Annotated in this window: 17 protein-coding genes; 15 read left to right on the forward strand and 2 right to left on the reverse strand. The window is 61.9% G+C overall.

Going from position 1 to position 15,628, the window contains the following annotated elements; translation table 11 throughout:
* Positions 1-115: 115 nt before the first annotated feature.
* From cyoA to ACIPZB_RS03960, 11 genes are all read left to right on the forward strand, one after another.
* Entirely contained in the window at positions 116-1,060 is a 945-nt protein-coding gene (gene cyoA, locus ACIPZB_RS03910; protein WP_400639075.1) for a ubiquinol oxidase subunit II, read from the forward strand.
* A 3-nt stretch (positions 1,061-1,063) separates the two neighbouring features.
* Positions 1,064-3,082, forward strand: a complete 2,019-nt coding sequence (gene cyoB / locus ACIPZB_RS03915) for a cytochrome o ubiquinol oxidase subunit I (protein WP_400639076.1) — start codon at positions 1,064-1,066, stop codon at positions 3,080-3,082.
* Positions 3,083-3,085: 3 nt separating this feature from the next.
* Positions 3,086-3,709 carry a cytochrome o ubiquinol oxidase subunit III gene (gene cyoC, locus ACIPZB_RS03920; protein ID WP_025337745.1) on the forward strand — a complete coding sequence of 208 codons (624 nt, stop codon included), beginning with the start codon at positions 3,086-3,088 and terminating at the stop codon, positions 3,707-3,709.
* Positions 3,709-4,041: a cytochrome o ubiquinol oxidase subunit IV gene (gene cyoD / locus ACIPZB_RS03925; RefSeq protein ID WP_008093827.1), complete on the forward strand. Its 333-nt coding sequence runs from the start codon at positions 3,709-3,711 to the stop codon at positions 4,039-4,041. The genes cyoC and cyoD overlap by 1 nt, the downstream gene beginning before the upstream one ends.
* An 11-nt stretch (positions 4,042-4,052) precedes the next feature.
* On the forward strand, positions 4,053-4,940 hold the full coding sequence (gene cyoE / locus ACIPZB_RS03930; RefSeq protein ID WP_400639077.1) for a heme o synthase: 888 nt from the start codon (positions 4,053-4,055) through the stop codon (positions 4,938-4,940).
* 326 nt (positions 4,941-5,266) lie between these two features.
* Positions 5,267-6,475, forward strand: coding sequence for an alanine transaminase (gene alaC / locus ACIPZB_RS03935; protein ID WP_400639078.1), 1,209 nt, complete (start codon positions 5,267-5,269; stop codon positions 6,473-6,475).
* A 141-nt stretch (positions 6,476-6,616) separates the two neighbouring features.
* Positions 6,617-7,744 (forward strand): hypothetical protein, encoded by a 1,128-nt coding sequence (locus ACIPZB_RS03940; RefSeq protein ID WP_400639079.1) that lies wholly within the window; start codon positions 6,617-6,619, stop codon positions 7,742-7,744.
* 181 nt (positions 7,745-7,925) lie between these two features.
* Positions 7,926-8,309 carry a YkgJ family cysteine cluster protein gene (locus tag ACIPZB_RS03945; protein WP_008093837.1) on the forward strand — a complete coding sequence of 128 codons (384 nt, stop codon included), beginning with the start codon at positions 7,926-7,928 and terminating at the stop codon, positions 8,307-8,309.
* Positions 8,310-8,503: 194 nt separating this feature from the next.
* Complete coding sequence (locus tag ACIPZB_RS03950) at positions 8,504-9,067, forward strand: GNAT family N-acetyltransferase (RefSeq protein ID WP_008093840.1); 564 nt, start codon at positions 8,504-8,506, stop codon at positions 9,065-9,067.
* On the forward strand, positions 9,064-9,603 hold the full coding sequence (locus ACIPZB_RS03955) for a hypothetical protein (protein WP_400639080.1): 540 nt from the start codon (positions 9,064-9,066) through the stop codon (positions 9,601-9,603). The genes ACIPZB_RS03950 and ACIPZB_RS03955 overlap by 4 nt, the downstream gene beginning before the upstream one ends.
* A 9-nt stretch (positions 9,604-9,612) precedes the next feature.
* Positions 9,613-9,999 (forward strand): lysozyme inhibitor LprI family protein, encoded by a 387-nt coding sequence (locus ACIPZB_RS03960; protein WP_400639081.1) that lies wholly within the window; start codon positions 9,613-9,615, stop codon positions 9,997-9,999.
* Between the two features lie 107 nt (positions 10,000-10,106).
* Here the strand turns inward: ACIPZB_RS03960 and mnmH are convergent, their stop codons facing one another.
* Positions 10,107-11,204: a tRNA 2-selenouridine(34) synthase MnmH gene (gene mnmH / locus ACIPZB_RS03965; RefSeq protein WP_400639082.1), complete on the reverse strand. Its 1,098-nt coding sequence runs from the start codon at positions 11,202-11,204 to the stop codon at positions 10,107-10,109.
* Positions 11,204-12,238: a selenide, water dikinase SelD gene (gene selD, locus ACIPZB_RS03970; protein ID WP_008093849.1), complete on the reverse strand. Its 1,035-nt coding sequence runs from the start codon at positions 12,236-12,238 to the stop codon at positions 11,204-11,206. The genes mnmH and selD overlap by 1 nt, the downstream gene beginning before the upstream one ends.
* Positions 12,239-12,361: 123 nt before the next feature.
* Here selD and ACIPZB_RS03975 point away from each other — a divergent pair, with 123 nt between their 5' ends.
* The 4 genes from ACIPZB_RS03975 to phnE are packed head-to-tail and all read left to right on the forward strand — an operon-like array spanning position 12,362 to position 15,592.
* Positions 12,362-13,216, forward strand: a complete 855-nt coding sequence (locus ACIPZB_RS03975) for a putative selenate ABC transporter substrate-binding protein (RefSeq protein ID WP_400639083.1) — start codon at positions 12,362-12,364, stop codon at positions 13,214-13,216.
* Positions 13,213-14,007, forward strand: coding sequence for a phosphonate ABC transporter ATP-binding protein (locus ACIPZB_RS03980; RefSeq protein ID WP_400639084.1), 795 nt, complete (start codon positions 13,213-13,215; stop codon positions 14,005-14,007). The genes ACIPZB_RS03975 and ACIPZB_RS03980 overlap by 4 nt, the downstream gene beginning before the upstream one ends.
* Positions 14,001-14,828, forward strand: coding sequence for a PhnE/PtxC family ABC transporter permease (locus tag ACIPZB_RS03985; RefSeq protein WP_400639085.1), 828 nt, complete (start codon positions 14,001-14,003; stop codon positions 14,826-14,828). The genes ACIPZB_RS03980 and ACIPZB_RS03985 overlap by 7 nt, the downstream gene beginning before the upstream one ends.
* Positions 14,825-15,592 (forward strand): phosphonate ABC transporter, permease protein PhnE, encoded by a 768-nt coding sequence (gene phnE / locus ACIPZB_RS03990; RefSeq protein ID WP_400639086.1) that lies wholly within the window; start codon positions 14,825-14,827, stop codon positions 15,590-15,592. The genes ACIPZB_RS03985 and phnE overlap by 4 nt, the downstream gene beginning before the upstream one ends.
* Positions 15,593-15,628: the final 36 nt, after the last annotated feature.

Consider the following 15,628-nt stretch of genomic DNA (forward strand, 5'->3'; position numbering starts at 1 on the left):
CAGTCGGACCCCAGGCAGGAGCGAGTACGGGCGTGAATTGCCTCACTTGGCAGGACGAAGTGCTGGCTACCAAAACACAAATTGCATTGAAGCAAGCTGATCTAGAGGTCGTGAGATGAGTAAAAAGCGTTACCCCAGACTGTTTGGCATATTGCCCTTTTTAGGCATGCTTTTACTCAGTGGGTGCAACTGGACCCTGCTCGACCCGAAAGGTCAGGTCGGCATTGAGCAAAAGAACCTCATCCTCATCGCTACCGGCCTGATGCTGCTGGTGGTGATCCCGGTCATCCTCATGACCGTGGCGTTCGCCTGGAAGTACCGTGCTTCCAACAAGGCGGCCACCTACACCCCCGACTGGTCGCACTCGACCAAGATCGAGGCTGCGGTGTGGATCATCCCGATCATCATCATCATCGCCCTGGGTTATGTCACCTACCACTCCACCCACAAGCTGGACCCATACCGTCCACTGGATTCGGACGTGAAGCCGATTCAGATCGACGTGGTCGCTCTGGACTGGAAGTGGCTGTTCATCTACCCGGAGCAGGGCATCGCGACGGTCAACAAGATCAACTTCCCGGCTAACACCCCGGTCAATTTCCGCGTCACTTCCGACGCCGTGATGAACTCGTTCTTCATCCCGGGCCTGGGTGGCCAGATCTACGCCATGGCCGGCATGACCACCAAGCTGCACCTGATCGCCAACGAAAACGGCGAGTTCGACGGTATCAGCGCCAACTACAGCGGCGCTGGCTTCACCGGCATGAAATTCAAGGCTACTGCAACTTCCCAGGAAGACTTCGACAAGTGGGTCGCCGAGGTCAAGCAGTCGCCGTTGAAACTGGGCGAGGCAGAGTACGAAGCTCTGGCCAAACCTAGCGAATACAACCCAGTCGCGCTGTACAGCGAGGCACCAGCAGAGCTGTTCCAGTCGATCGTTGACAAGTACGAAGGCATGAACCGCGGCAAGCCGGTCCACGAAGAAGCAGGCAGCAAAGATCTGGCCACTACCAAGGGTGTGGAATCGAGTATGCAACCAGCTGCCGGGGCAGAGGAGTAAGAGATGTTCGGTAAATTAAGCCTGGAGGCGATACCCTATCACGAGCCGATAGTCATGGTGACGCTTGCCATGATCGCGCTCGGCGGTATCGCTGTCGTCGGTCTAATCACCTATTTCCGCAAGTGGACCTACTTGTGGACCGAGTGGCTGACCACGGTCGACCACAAGAAAATCGGGGTGATGTACATCATCGTCGCGATGATCATGCTGCTGCGCGGCTTTGCCGACGCCATCATGATGCGTACACAGCTGGCTGCTGCTACCGGCGGCTCCGAAGGCTACCTGCCGCCTGAACACTATGACCAGATCTTCACCGCCCACGGTGTGATCATGATCATCTTCATGGCGATGCCGTTCTTCACCGGCCTGATGAACCTGGCGGTTCCTCTGCAGATCGGTGCACGTGACGTTGCCTTCCCGTTCCTGAACTCCCTGAGCTTCTACCTGCTGCTGGCAGGCGTGCTGCTGGTCAACATCTCGCTGGGCGTTGGTGAATTCGCCAAGACCGGCTGGGTTGCCTATCCGCCGCTCGCGGGCATTCAGTACAGCCCTGGGGTGGGTGTCGACTACTACATCTGGGCGCTACAGCTCTCAGGCTTGGGTACGACGCTTACCGGTGTGAACTTCCTCGTCACCGTGATGAAGATGCGCGCACCTGGCATGAAACTGATGGACATGCCGATCTTCACCTGGACCTGCACCTGGGCCAACGTTCTGATCGTCGCTTCGTTCCCGATCCTGACCGCCGCACTCGCTCTGCTGACTGTTGACCGTTATCTGGACTTCCACATTTTCACCAACGAGCTTGGTGGGAACCCGATGATGTACGTCAACCTGTTCTGGGCGTGGGGTCACCCTGAGGTTTACATCCTGATCCTGCCGGCCTTCGGCGTGTTCTCGGAAGTGACTTCGACCTTCTCCGGCAAGCGTCTGTTTGGCCACCACTCGATGATCTATGCATCGGGCGCGATCGCCATCCTGGGCTTCGCTGTATGGCTGCACCACTTCTTCACCATGGGTGCCGGCGCCAGCGTCAACACCTTCTTCGGCCTGGCGACGATGCTGATCTCCATTCCGACCGGTGTGAAGCTGTTCAACTGGCTGTTCACCATGTACCAGGGCCGTGTGCGCTTCACCGCACCGATGCTGTGGACCCTGGGCTTCATGATCACCTTCTCCATCGGTGGCATGACCGGTGTTCTGCTGGCTGTTCCAGGTGCTGACTTCGTGCTGCACAACAGCCTGTTCGTTATCGCTCACTTCCACAACGTGATCATCGGTGGTGCGGTGTTCGGCTACATCGCCGGCTTCGCCTTCTGGTTCCCGAAAGCCTTCGGTTTCACCCTGAACGAGAAGTGGGGCAAAGCTGCCTTCTGGTTCTGGATCTCGGGCTTCTACGTAGCGTTCATGCCGCTGTACGCCCTGGGCTTCATGGGCATGACCCGTCGTCTGAACCACTCCGACAACCCACTGTGGGAACCCTACCTGTACGTTGCCGTCGTCGGCGCCGTGCTGATCCTGTTCGGTATCGCTTGCCAGCTGATCCAGCTCTACGTTTCGGTCCGCGACCGCAACCAGAACCTGGACGTGACCGGCGACCCATGGGGCGGTCGTACTCTGGAATGGTCGACTTCGTCGCCACCTCCGTTCTACAACTTCGCCCACATGCCTGAGCAGGTTGGCCTGGATGCCTGGCACGAAACCAAGCAGACCGGTAACGCCTACAAGCCAGCGAAGAAGTTCGACGCGATCCACATGCCGAGCAACACCTCCACCGGTTTGTTCATGGGCCTGTTCCTGACCGTCTTCGGCTTTGCCTTCATCTGGCACATCTGGTGGCTGGTCGGCGCAAGCCTGCTGGCAACCATCGCAGTCTTCGTTCGCCACGCTGCGCGTGATGACCAGGGCTACATGGTTCCGGCCGAAGAAGTGGCGCGCATCGAAGGCGAGCGCATGAAAGCGCTGGCCAAAGCAGGTGCTCTGCCTGCCGGCGCACGTGTCGAATCGTTTGAGCGGGTGTAATCAATGTCCAGTCAAGTAATGCACGGTGCTGCTCATGGTCACGACCATGGGCATGACGACCACCACCACGACTCGGGCCAGATGACCGTACTCGGTTTCTGGCTGTACCTGATGACCGACTGCATCCTGTTTGCGTCGCTCTTCGCCACCTACGCGGTGCTGTCCGGCAGTTTTGCCGGCGGCCCGTCGGGTCATGACATCTTCCAGCTCGATTTCGTAGCTGTTGAAACGCTGTTCCTGCTGCTGTCCTCGATCACCTTCGGCTTCGCCATGCTGAAGATGTTCGACGGCAAGAAAGCAGGCGTGCTGGGCTGGTTGGCTGTGACCTTCCTGTTCGGTGCAGGCTTCATCGCGATGGAAATCTATGAGTTCCATCACCTGATCGCCGAGGGCTTCGGTCCTCAGCGCAGTGGCTTCCTGTCGGGCTTCTTCGCCCTGGTAGGCACCCACGGTCTGCACGTGACCGCCGGCCTGATCTGGATGGCAATCATGATGTACCAGATCAACAAGCACGGCATCACGCCGACCGCCAAGACCCGCATGAGCTGCCTGAGCCTGTTCTGGCACTTCCTGGACGTGGTCTGGATCTGCGTATTCACCGTCGTTTACCTGCTGGGGGTTCTGTAATGGCTAACGCACACGACACTCATCACGAAGGTAATCACGGTAGCGTCAAGTCCTACATGGTCGGCTTCGTACTGTCGATCATCCTGACTGCGATCCCGTTCGGCCTGGTGATGTTCCCAAGCCTGCCGAAGAACCTGACCGTCCTGGTCGTGGTGGCCATGGCCGTCATCCAGGTGGTAGTGCACCTCGTGTACTTCCTGCACATGGACCGCTCGAAAGAGCAGCGTTCCAACGTGTCGACGTTCCTGTTCACCGCCATGGTAATTGCACTGCTGGTCGGCCTGTCGCTGTGGATCATGTTCAGCATCCACTTCGAAATGTTGGCCAAGTGAGGTAAGACTGCATGTCCGTTAAGCACTTTATCCAAATCACCAAACCGGGGATCATTTTCGGTAACGTGCTTTCCGTGGCAGGCGGTTTCTTCCTTGCCTCGAAGGGCCATGTGGATTTCGCCTTGTTCCTGGCGGTGGTGATCGGTACTTCGCTGGTGGTCGCGTCCGGATGCGTGTTCAACAACTGCATCGACCGTGACATCGACCACAAGATGGAGCGCACCAAGAACCGCGTCATGGTGCAGGGCGGCATGTCGCTGCCCCTCGCGCTGATCTACGCCACCCTGCTCGGGGTGGCGGGTTTCAGCCTGCTGTATGTCCAGGCCAACCCACTGTCGGCGTTCTGCGCGCTGATTGGCTTCATCGTCTACGTCGGTTTCTACAGCCTCTGGCTGAAGCGCAAATCGGTGCACGGCACCTTGGTCGGCAGCCTGTCCGGTGCCATGCCTCCGGTGATCGGCTACTGCGCCGTGAGCAACAGCTTCGACCTGGCTGCGGTAACCTTGCTGGTGATGTTCAGCCTGTGGCAGATGCCGCACAGCTTTGCCATCGCGATCTTCCGCTTCAAGGACTACAGCGCTGCCAACATTCCGGTCCTGCCGGTGGCGCGCGGCATCCTCGCGGCGAAGAAGCAGATCGTGCTGTATGTGCTGGCCTTCGTGCTCGCGACCCTGATGCTCACCCTCGGCGGTTACGCCGGCCTCGGCTACCTGGCCGTGGCAGCAGCCATGGGCCTGTACTGGCTGTACATGGCTTGGGGTGGCTACAAGGCCGAGGACGACAGCAAGTGGGCGCGCAAGGTATTTGGCTTCTCCATTCTCACCGTCACTGCGCTTAGCGTGATGATGTCGGTGGACAGCCAGACTGCCGCGGACGTGCTGATGACGTACGCGCGCTGATACAGTCGCCTGTTACACGAAAACCCCGGCCTTGGTGCCGGGGTTTTTTTATGCCTGCTCCGGCCCTATCGCCGGCAAGCCGGCTCCTACAGGTACGCCACTGCGCTTGAGGGCTGTGATGTACCTGTGGGAGCCGGCTTGCCGGCGATGAGGCCAGTGCAGCTACTGAAAATCTGAAATATTCAAAGCATAAGTTTGAAAAGATCTAACAAAACAGGTAGTTGTCCTTTACAGATGATATCCAGCGGCATTATCTTCTGATTCGGCCGCCGCAGCGGCCAGCGTCGCTCGGACGGTTCCGGGCGCTTACGTCTCCAGAGGAAGCCATGGCCAACCCAGGTTCGCCGCGCCGCTTTGCGCGCATCGATCGTCTCCCGCCCTACGTCTTCAACATCACCGCCGAACTCAAGATGGCAGCCCGTCGCCGTGGCGAGGACATCATCGACTTGAGCATGGGCAACCCCGATGGCGCCACGCCGCCGCACATCGTCGAGAAGCTGGTGCAAGTCGCCCAGCGGGATGACACCCACGGTTACTCTACGTCTCGCGGTATCCCACGCCTGCGCCGTGCCATCTCCAACTGGTACAAGGAGCGCTACGACGTCGCCATCGACCCGGAAAGCGAAGCCATCGTCACCATCGGCTCCAAAGAGGGCCTGGCGCACCTGATGCTTGGCACCCTCGACCATGGCGACACCGTGCTGGTGCCCAACCCGAGCTACCCGATCCACATCTACGGCGCGGTCATCGCCGGTGCCCAGGTGCGTTCGGTGCCGCTGGTGCCGGGCGTGGACTTCTTCAACGAGCTTGAGCGCGCGATCCGCGAGTCGATCCCCAAGCCGAAGATGATGATCCTTGGCTTCCCGTCCAATCCCACCGCCCAGTGCGTCGAGCTGGACTTCTTCGAGCGCGTGGTGGCCCTGGCCAAGCAATACGATGTGCTGGTGGTGCATGACCTGGCCTATGCCGATATCGTCTACGACGGCTGGAAGGCACCGTCGATCATGCAGGTGCCGGGCGCCAAGGACATTGCGGTGGAGTTCTTCACCCTGTCCAAGAGCTACAACATGGCAGGCTGGCGGATCGGCTTCATGGTCGGCAATCCCGAGCTGGTGAGTGCCCTGGCGCGGATCAAGAGCTACCACGACTACGGTACGTTCACCCCGCTGCAGGTTGCGGCAATTGCTGCGCTTGAAGGGGACCAGCAATGCGTGCGTGACATCGCCGAGCAATACCGCCAGCGTCGCAACCTGCTGGTCAAGGGCCTGCACGAACTGGGCTGGATGGTCGAGAACCCCAAGGCGTCGATGTACGTCTGGGCCAAGATCCCGGACCAGTATGCCCATCTCGGGTCGCTGGAGTTTTCCAAGAAGCTGCTGGCCGAGGCCAAGGTTTGCGTTTCACCGGGGATCGGTTTCGGTGACTACGGCGATGACCATGTGCGCTTTGCCCTGATCGAAAACCAGGATCGCATTCGCCAGGCCATTCGTGGCATACGGCAGATGTTCCGAGCCGATGGCCTGATCCGCAAGTAGGCATCAGGCGCTTGGCCAAAAAGCCGCGAGCAGGTTTAACCTCTCGCGGCTTTTTTCGGGTGACCGGCAAGTTTTCCGGCTGCTCGCGAGTGAGAACAATCAATAGCTTTGCGCACTTCATTCGATAGACGAGGTGTGCAAATGAGTGTTTTCACAGCTTATTTCTGCGGTACCGGGTCCCATCGGTTCGATGATTCGAACCCCAATTTCTGGAACGGCGAGTTGGTATCGACGCTGGCCAGCAATGACCAAAGCCGCGAGTTCGCGCACTGGATTGCGGTCGACGGCCCCGGCAGTGGCAACCAGCAGGATGACAATCTGTTCGTCGAACCCGGCAGCTATTTCAACTGGTCAGGCACATTGTTCGGGCGAGGTTGGGAAGAGAACGTCTCCCATGCGCTGCACGTCATCAAGGGCAAGAGCGACTGGCAGCGTACCGAACTCTCCGAAGACGAATACGAGAAGTTGAAGGCTGCCGGTGTACCCATTCCCGAAGCCACTTCCACAAGCTCCTGGTTCTGGCGCACCTACAGCTATGGTCAGCGTCAACCAACCCCGCAGGCGCTGCAGGAGCAGATCATCAAACAGTTCCGCAAGCCAGTCATTCCAACCCAGGTCAACCTGGTAGGCTGGAGCCGTGGTGGTATCAGTTGCCATATGCTTGCCAATGCGATGGCGGAAGATCCTCAACTCAAGCATGTTCCCGTCAACATTTTCGCCATCGACCCGGTACCTGGGGTCGGCAATTTGCAATCGCATCGAATCAAATTGGCTGGCAATGTCAAAGAGTACGTCGGCTTCTTCTCGCGTGACGAGCGGTCCAAAGGCTTCGCCTGCGTCATACCTTCCGCTGAAAGCAGCACACGCATGTGCATCTATCCAATGCCTGGACGCCATGCCACGCTGGTGGGCAATGCTTCGCTCGATGGTGCAGGTAGTGGCAAGGTACTTGTCGAACCGGGGCTCATCGTGCGGCATTTTGCAGAAGTCTGCCTGTTGCGCTGGGGGGTGAAACTGGACAAATGCCTGGGGCTCAGTGATAGCCAGTTGAACGATTATCTCAACGCCATCGGTGCTGATGACAACAGGTACGAGGCGATGCGTAGCCAGTCCTATACCGTGATCACTGAGGGCAACAAGGCCGATCGCTTTGTTCACCATGGCCAAGCCCAGGCCCATTTCAGCGGGGTGCGTGGCGATCATTTCGTGCCGAGCGAGGGCCTCAGCCAGCAGTGTCGGGATGCCGACAGTTTCAAGGCCCTGCGCTGATCCTCACCGGCGGCCATCGCTGAGGTGGTCGCTTTTTCAGCGGTAGCACAATGCGCTGCTACAGCGGTCGGATCAGTGGCCATGTTTTTTTGCATCAGCCCCTTCTCAGCAGCACTGGCTTCGATTACAAATGGCGCCGCGGGCCTCGCCCCCATAACAACAACCTTCCCTCCGTGCCATCATGTCCGAATATAACCCTTGCCTTGACTGCGGCGCCTGCTGCGGGTACTTCCGTGTGTCCTTCTTCTGGGGCGAATGCCAGTCTGCCGGCGGCCTCGTGCCTGACGACCTGGTGGTGCAGATCAACCCGACCCGGGTTGCGATGATCGGCACCGATGCCAAACCTTGCCGTTGCGTGAGCCTTCAGGGCGAGATCGGCAAAGAGGTGGCTTGTACCATCTACGCCAACCGTTCCAGCCCTTGCCGCGAATTCGACGCGTCGTGGGAGGGTGGGGTGCATAACCCCAGCTGTGACGATGCGCGGGCGGCCTATGGGTTGCCGCCGCTGACACCGCCGGGGGCCAACGAGCCGCATTGGCCGGATGATGGGGCCGAGGTGGCCTGATCGTGCATCGATAGTCTGTTCGGGCCCTGTCGCCGGCAAGCCGGCTCCCACAGGTACAGCGCAAGGTCCTGGCCTGCGCGGAACCTGTGGGAGCCGGCTTGCCGGCGATTGGGCTGCAAAGCAGCCCCGGGATGCTCGAACCGGGCACAAGACGTTAGACTGTCCGTTCCCCAGCAATGGACAGGAGATCCGGCGTGACCCCACCCCGCAGTTTCCCCAGCGACCTGTGTCTCGACAGCCCGCGCCTTCAGCTACGGCCCATGCGCCATGCCGATGCCGCGCAATGGCTGGCGATCATGGCCGACCCCGAGGTCATGCGCTATTGGCATCACGCGCCCTGGCAGAACCTGGCCGAGGCCGAAAGTGCCCTCGCTGCCGACCGTGAGGCCTATGCCAATGGTGACCAGCTCAAGCTGGGCATGTACCGCCGCGACAATGGCGAACTGATCGGTATGGTTCAGCTGTTCAACATCGACGATGTCTCGCGCCGTGGCGAGATCGGCTATTGCCTGGCCAGTGCAGTGCAGGGCAGGGGCTATATGGACGAAGCGCTGACCTGTTTCATCGACTACCTCGCCCATACCCTGCACATGCGCCGCCTGGAAGGCGAGATCGACCCGCGTAACCAGGGCTCGGCGCGTACCCTCGAACGCCAGGGTTTCGTCCTCGAAGGCACCTTGCGCGCGCGCTGGTGCGTGGCGGGCGAGCTGTCCGATTCCGGCATCTACGGCTTGCTGCTCGAGCCGCCTGTGGCATGACGGCTTTCTACCTGACCTGCAGCCTTGCCCTTTACCTGCTTGCCCTGTGCTTCGACGGCGCGCTGATGAGCGCTGGCAGGCACATGCCAGCCTTGCAGATGTTGCTGTATGGGCCATGGGGTGTGCCGTTCGGGCTGTTTCAATGGTTTGCCAACCCGCTGCTGGCCGTGGCCATCCTTGCCCATCGGCGTTATCGCCGATTGGCGCTGCTGGCCGGATTGGGTGCGTTGTACCTGGCGGCCAGCAGCTTCGGCATCGAACGGCTGCCGGATAACATCAGCTATGCGTTCCAGGCGCGTACGGGCTTCGGTGCAGGTTTCTACCTGTGGTTGGCGTCTATTGCCGTGTTCTGTGCAGGGCAGGCCTGGTATTGCTGGAAGGCGCGCAGCAGTGCCGACATGCCGGGCTGGCATTGGCTGGATGTGACGTTGATCGCGGCGCTGGCGCTCGCCCTGTATGCCGCCACGCAGATGCCGTCGCTGCGCTTCGAGCCGGGCAAGGTGCTGATGCCGCCGGAACAGTTGCAGGCATTTTGAGGGATTGCGATGAATAAGCAGTATCTGATGGGGTTGGCCTTGGCCGGTTGCATGCCGCTGGCGATGGCTGGCGACAACTCGCCGGCGTATACCCAGTGCATGGACAAGGCGTCCAGCACGGTAGCCATGAGCAGTTGCATCCAGGTCGAGACCAAGCTCCAGGATGAGCGCCTGAACCGCGTCTACAAGCAGTTGATGGGCAGGCTGGATGCCGGGCAACAGAAGAGCTTGCGCGAGGTGCAGCGGCAATGGATTGGCTATCGTGACGCCAACTGCAGATTTCATGTGCAGGCCAGTGGCGGGACCCTGGCTCAGCTTGAAGGGGGGATGTGTGTGCTGGACATGACCCGGGAGCGGGCGTCGGAGCTGGAGCGGGTGCTCAGCCCGGGGCAGTGATGTGTTCTGTGCTGGCCTCATCACCGGCAAGCCGGCTCCCACAGGTATGGCAGCGCTGCTGATCCTGTGGGAGCCGGCTTGCCGGCGATTGGGGCGCAAAGCGGCCCTCAGCGTTTGCGGGCTTTGAGATACTCGCGCACTTCCACGGCATCCCCCGCAAACTCGATACGATCAGCCTTGGCCTCGCGCTGGTAGGCATACATCGGATCGTAATATTCCTTCAGCAACCCCTCGATCCAGCCCCGGTGCAAGTCCACCGCACCGCTACGCGCTTGCTCTTCCAGTGCCTGGCCCAGGATCTCGTGCAAGCGCTGGAAGCGCTCTCCGCCCAAACGCTTGTGGATATTGGCCATGCTCTGCAGCAAGCGCTCGGCGAACAGCCGGCGACCATCTTCCTCGCCATGCAGCGCGACGAACTCGGCGCAGAGGTTGATCACATAATCGCGCAGAATACGTTCCACACGGTTTTCGAAGCTGTCTTCCAGCCACACCATCGGGTACTGCTGCATGCCCTGGTACAGCGCCAGTGGCACTGTGCAACTGCCGACGATACGGCCTTCGTCCTCCAGCACGAACTGTTCGATGCCGCGGGCGCGCTTTTTCAGCACATCAATCGCCAGCGTGTTCTCGAAGTCGATCTGCGCCGGCTGCGCGGTGGCGCGCTTGCCGAAGCTGGAGCCACGGTGGTTGGCGTGGCCTTCGAGGTCGAGCACATTGTTCAGCTGGTGCAGCACATCGGTCTTGCCGGTGCCGGTCAGGCCGCCGACCAGCACGAAATCGCACTGCTCGACAGCGTGCTGGGTGGTCTCCAGCAGGAAGGTGCGCAGGGCCTTGTAGCCACCCTTGATCCGGGGGTAGGCGATGCCGGCCTCATCGCGCAGCCATTGCTGGACGATCAGCGAACGCAGGCCGCCACGGAAGCAGTACAAGTAACCATTGGGGTGCGCCTTGGCGAAGCTGGCCCAGGCATGCAGACGCTCTCGCTTGATGGCGCCGCTGACCAGTTGATGGCCGAGGGTGATGGCGGCGGCCTGGCCTTGCTGCTTGTAGCAGGTGCCGACCTTCTGCCGCTCCTGGTCGGTCATCAGCGGCAGGTTGACGGCGCCGGGGAAGGCGCCCTTGGCGAATTCGATGGGCGCGCGCATGTCCATCATGGGCGTGTCATCGAGGAACAGCTGGCGGAAGTCGGTGCAGTCGGGGCGCATCAGTTCACCTCGACTGCGTGGCTCTGTCGCTCGACCAGCTTGCCGATCGGCGACAGTTGCAGGCCCAGTTCGGCTGCCAGTGCAAGGAACTCGGCTTCGCCTTCAGGGCTGACGGCTACCAGTAGGCCACCGCTGGTCTGCGGGTCGCACAGCAGGTGCTTCTGCTCGTCGCTCAGCGGGCCGAGCTTGTGCCCGTAGCTGTCGAAATTGCGCAGGGTGCCACCCGGGATGCAGCCTTCGGCCAGGTAATGCTCGACGCTGGGCAGGCGGGGCACGGCGGCGTAGTCCAGGTGCGCGGTAAGGCCGCTGCCCTCGGCCAGTTCGACCAGGTGGCCGAGCAGGCCGAAACCGGTCACGTCGGTCATCGCCTTGACGCCGTCGAGCTTGCCGAAGCGGCTGCCCGGGGTATTGAGGGTGCACATCCAGTCACGGGCCAGGCCTTGGTCCTGTTCACGCAGCTTGGCCTTTTTCTCGGCGGTGGTGAGGATGCCGATGCCCAGTGGCTTGGTCAGGTACAGACGGCAGCCGACGGTGGCGGTGTCGTTGCGCTTGAGGTGGCGTTTGCTGACCACGCCAGTCACCGCCAGGCCGAAGATCGGCTCGGGCGCGTCGATGGAGTGGCCGCCGGCCAAGGGAATGCCGGCCTCGGCGCAGACCGCGCGGCCGCCGCGGATCACCTCGCGGGCAACTTCCGGTGGCAGCACGTTGACCGGCCAGCCGAGGATGGCGATGGCCATCAGCGGGTCACCCCCCATGGCGTAGATGTCGCTGATGGCGTTGGTCGCGGCGATACGGCCGAAGTCATACGGGTCGTCGACGATGGGCATGAAGAAGTCGGTGGTGGAGACCACACCACGCTCGTCATCCAGGGCGTAGACGGCGGCGTCGTCGCGCGAGGCATTGCCGACCCAGAGTTTCGGGTCCAGGGCCTGGGCACCGCTTTCGGCCAGGATCACATCCAGCACCTTGGGGGAAATCTTGCATCCACAGCCGGCACCGTGGCTGTACTGGGTCAGGCGAATCGGCTCGCTCATACGCACCTCAAGATCAAATTGTTGCGCGATTGTAGCAAAGCTGGTCTTTGCGCCTGTGGCTCTTATACTTCCCACGGTCGGCAGGTTGCCGCAATTTCCCCGCTATTGAACCGGAGAACTCCCATGCTCAAACGCCCATTGGCGCTCGCCGCCGGCCTCGTGCTGTCCTGCTGTGCCGTTGTCGCCCAGGCTGCTGACACCTTGCGAGTCAGTGCCATTCCTGACGAGGCGCCGACCGAACTGCTGCGCAAGTTCGAGCCACTGGGCCAGTACCTGTCCGCGCAACTGGGCATGGACGTGAAGTTCGTACCGGTGGCCGACTACCCGGCGGTGGTCGAATCGCTGGCCAGCGACCGCCTGGACCTGGCCTGGCTGGGCGGCTTCACGTTCGTTCAGGTGCACCTCAAAGACCCGACCGCCACGCCGCTGGTGCAGCGTGAGCAGGACGCCCAGTTCACCTCCAAGTTCATCACCGCCAACCCCAACGTGAAGAGCCTGGCTGACCTGAAGGGCAAGTCGTTCGCCTTCGGTTCGATCTCGTCCACCTCGGGCAGCCTGATGCCGCGCTACTTCATGCTCAAGGAAGACAACATCAAGCCCGAGAGCTACTTCAGCCGCGTGGCCTATTCCGGTGCCCACGACGCAACCGTGGCCTGGGTGCAGGCCGGCAAGGTCGATGGCGGCGTGCTCAACGCCAGCGTCTGGCAGAAACTGGTCGATGCCGGCAAGGTCGACACCAGCAAGGTCAAGGTATTCGCCACCACGCCGGCCTACTACGACTACAACTGGACCGTGCGCGGCAACATGGAGCCGGCGCTGAAAGAGAAGATCAAGAAGGCCTTCCTCGACCTCGATCCGGCCAACCCGGAGCACAAGAAGATCCTCGACCTGCAGGCGGCCAGCCGCTTCATCGAGACAAAGCCCGAGAACTACCAGGGTACCGAGCAAGCTGCACGCGAGGCCGGCCTGCTCAAGTGACTATTCATGTACACGGCGCCGGCCTGAGCCACGGCCAGGTCCGCGCGCTCGAGGCGGTGAGCCTGCGCATCGACAAGGGTGAACGGGTGGCGATCATCGGCCCTTCGGGGGCTGGCAAGTCCAGCCTGCTGCACCTGATGGCCACGGCAGTGCAGCCCAGCAGTGGTCACCTGGAGTTGCTCGGCGAACAGCCTTGGGCGCTGTCATCCGGCGCCCGCCAGCGCTTGCGAGCCAGGATCGGCCTGGTGCATCAGGCGCCGCCCCTGCCGCCGCGCCAGCGGGTGGTCACGGCAGTGCTGGCCGGCCGGCTGGGGCAGTGGGGCACCCTGCGCGGCCTGCTCAACCTGGTCTACCCCACCGATGTGCCGGGCGCGCGACAGGTACTGGCGGAACTGGGCCTGGCCGACAAGCTGTTCGTCCAGTGCGGGCAATTGTCCGGTGGCCAGTTGCAGCGAGTCGGTATCGCCCGGGCCCTGTATCAGCGCCCCGAAGTGCTGCTGACCGATGAGCCGGTGTCGGCCATGGACCCGGTGCTGGCCGAGCATAGCCTGGCACTGCTTAACCGCCATGCCCAGGCTAACGGCGTCACACTGGTGGCCAGCCTGCATGCGGTCGAACTGGCCCTGGCGCATTTCCCACGGGTGATCGGCATTCGTGAGGGGCGGGTGGTATTCGACTGTGCGGCGCACGCCGTGAGCGAGCAGCTGCTCGATGCCCTTTACGCCAACGAACAGCTGGCCTCGCCGGTTGTTCAGGGGCCGACCCTGACTGTGCAGATTCCCCGATGCTGAAGGTTGACGCCCGCGACCCGGCGCTATTGCCGCGGTTGTTGTTCACGTTGCTTGCCCTGGCCGTGTTGTGGCCAGGGTTGCAGTTGAGCGAGCTGAACCCTGGGGTCTTGCTGCAGGCGGAAAACCGTCAGCAGATCGCCAACTTCACCCGCGCCTTCTGGCCCCCGGCGCACGATGCCGAGTTCCTCCAACTGCTGTACACCGCGACCTTGCAGACCCTGGCTGTTGCCACCGCCGGCATGGCCTTGGCGCTGCTGCTGGCGATCCCCACCAGCCTTCTGGCCAGCCGCGCCCTGTCGCTGCGCGCGGCGTCCCGGAGCGGGCGTGCGGGCGGGTGGTCGCGCCTGGTGCGCATGCCGGTGCGGGGCTTGCTGATTTTTCTGCGCAGCGTGCCGGAAATCGTCTGGGCACTGCTGTTCGTTCGCGCCGTGGGCCTGGGGCCGACTGCGGGTGTACTGGCCATCGCCATCACTTACAGCGGCATGCTCGGCAAGGTCTATGCGGAAATCTTCGAGTCGGTCGACCAGCGTCCCGCGCATGCCTTGATGCAGGCCGGCAGTGGCCGGCTGGCAGCATTCGGCTATGGCATCTTGCCGAGTGCCGTGGCGGAGCTGGTGTCCTACACCGTCTATCGCTGGGAGTGCGCAGTGCGTGCGTCGGTGGTGATGGGCTTTGTCGGCGCTGGCGGGTTGGGGCAGCAGATCGACCTGTCCATGCGCATGTTCGCCGGCGGTGAGGTGGCGAGCATGTTGCTGGCCTTTTTCGGCCTGGTACTGCTGGCTGACCTGCTGAGCCGCTTCCTGCGCGGGAGGCTGGCATGAACCGGCTGGTCAACCTGCTGGTCATCAGCGCCATTGTCGCGGCGGTGGTGGCGTCGTTTGGCTATCTGCAACTGGACCTGCACGCGCTGGTTGGCGATGGCGGGTTGGGGCAGATGGGCGAGTATGCGGGTCGATTCCTGCATCCGGACTTATCCACAGAGCATCTGCGCGCGGTGGGTCATGGCGCCCTGGAAACCCTGGCGATGTCAGGGCTGGGTACGCTGCTGGCGATGGGGCTGGGCATGCTCCTGGCCTTGCCGGCGGCGGGGCGTTTCGGCTGGCCGCTGCAATCGGTGGCGCGGTTGTTGCTCAATGCCTTGCGCGCCATCCCTGAGCTGGTGTGGGCGGCACTGACGGTGCTGGCAGCCGGGTTGGGTCCCAATGCCGGTACGCTGGCCCTGGCCCTGCACACGGCAGGGGTGTTGGGACGGTTGTTCGCCGAAGCGCTGGAGAATGCTCCGGTGGAGCCGGCAGCGGCGATACGCCTGCAGGGGGGCGGGCAGGTCGCGGCGTTCTGCTTCGGCACCTTGCCCAATTTGTGGCCGCAGTTGCTGGCCTACAGCTTGTACCGCTGGGAAAACAACATTCGCATGGCCAGTGTGCTGGGCTTTGTTGGCGCAGGGGGGCTCGGGCAGATGCTCTATACCACCCTGAGCCTGTTCCAGGAGGCGCAGGCCAGTACGGTGATCATGGCGATGCTGGTGCTGGTGTTGCTGGTGGATGCTTTCAGTGATGTGCTGCGCCAGCGCTATGTGCGAGCTTGATCCATAGCTGGGGCCGCTGTGCGGCCCAATCGCCGG

Origin of the sequence: Pseudomonas sp. NPDC089396 (assembly GCF_044749545.1) — a bacterium.
GTDB lineage: Bacteria > Pseudomonadota > Gammaproteobacteria > Pseudomonadales > Pseudomonadaceae > Aquipseudomonas.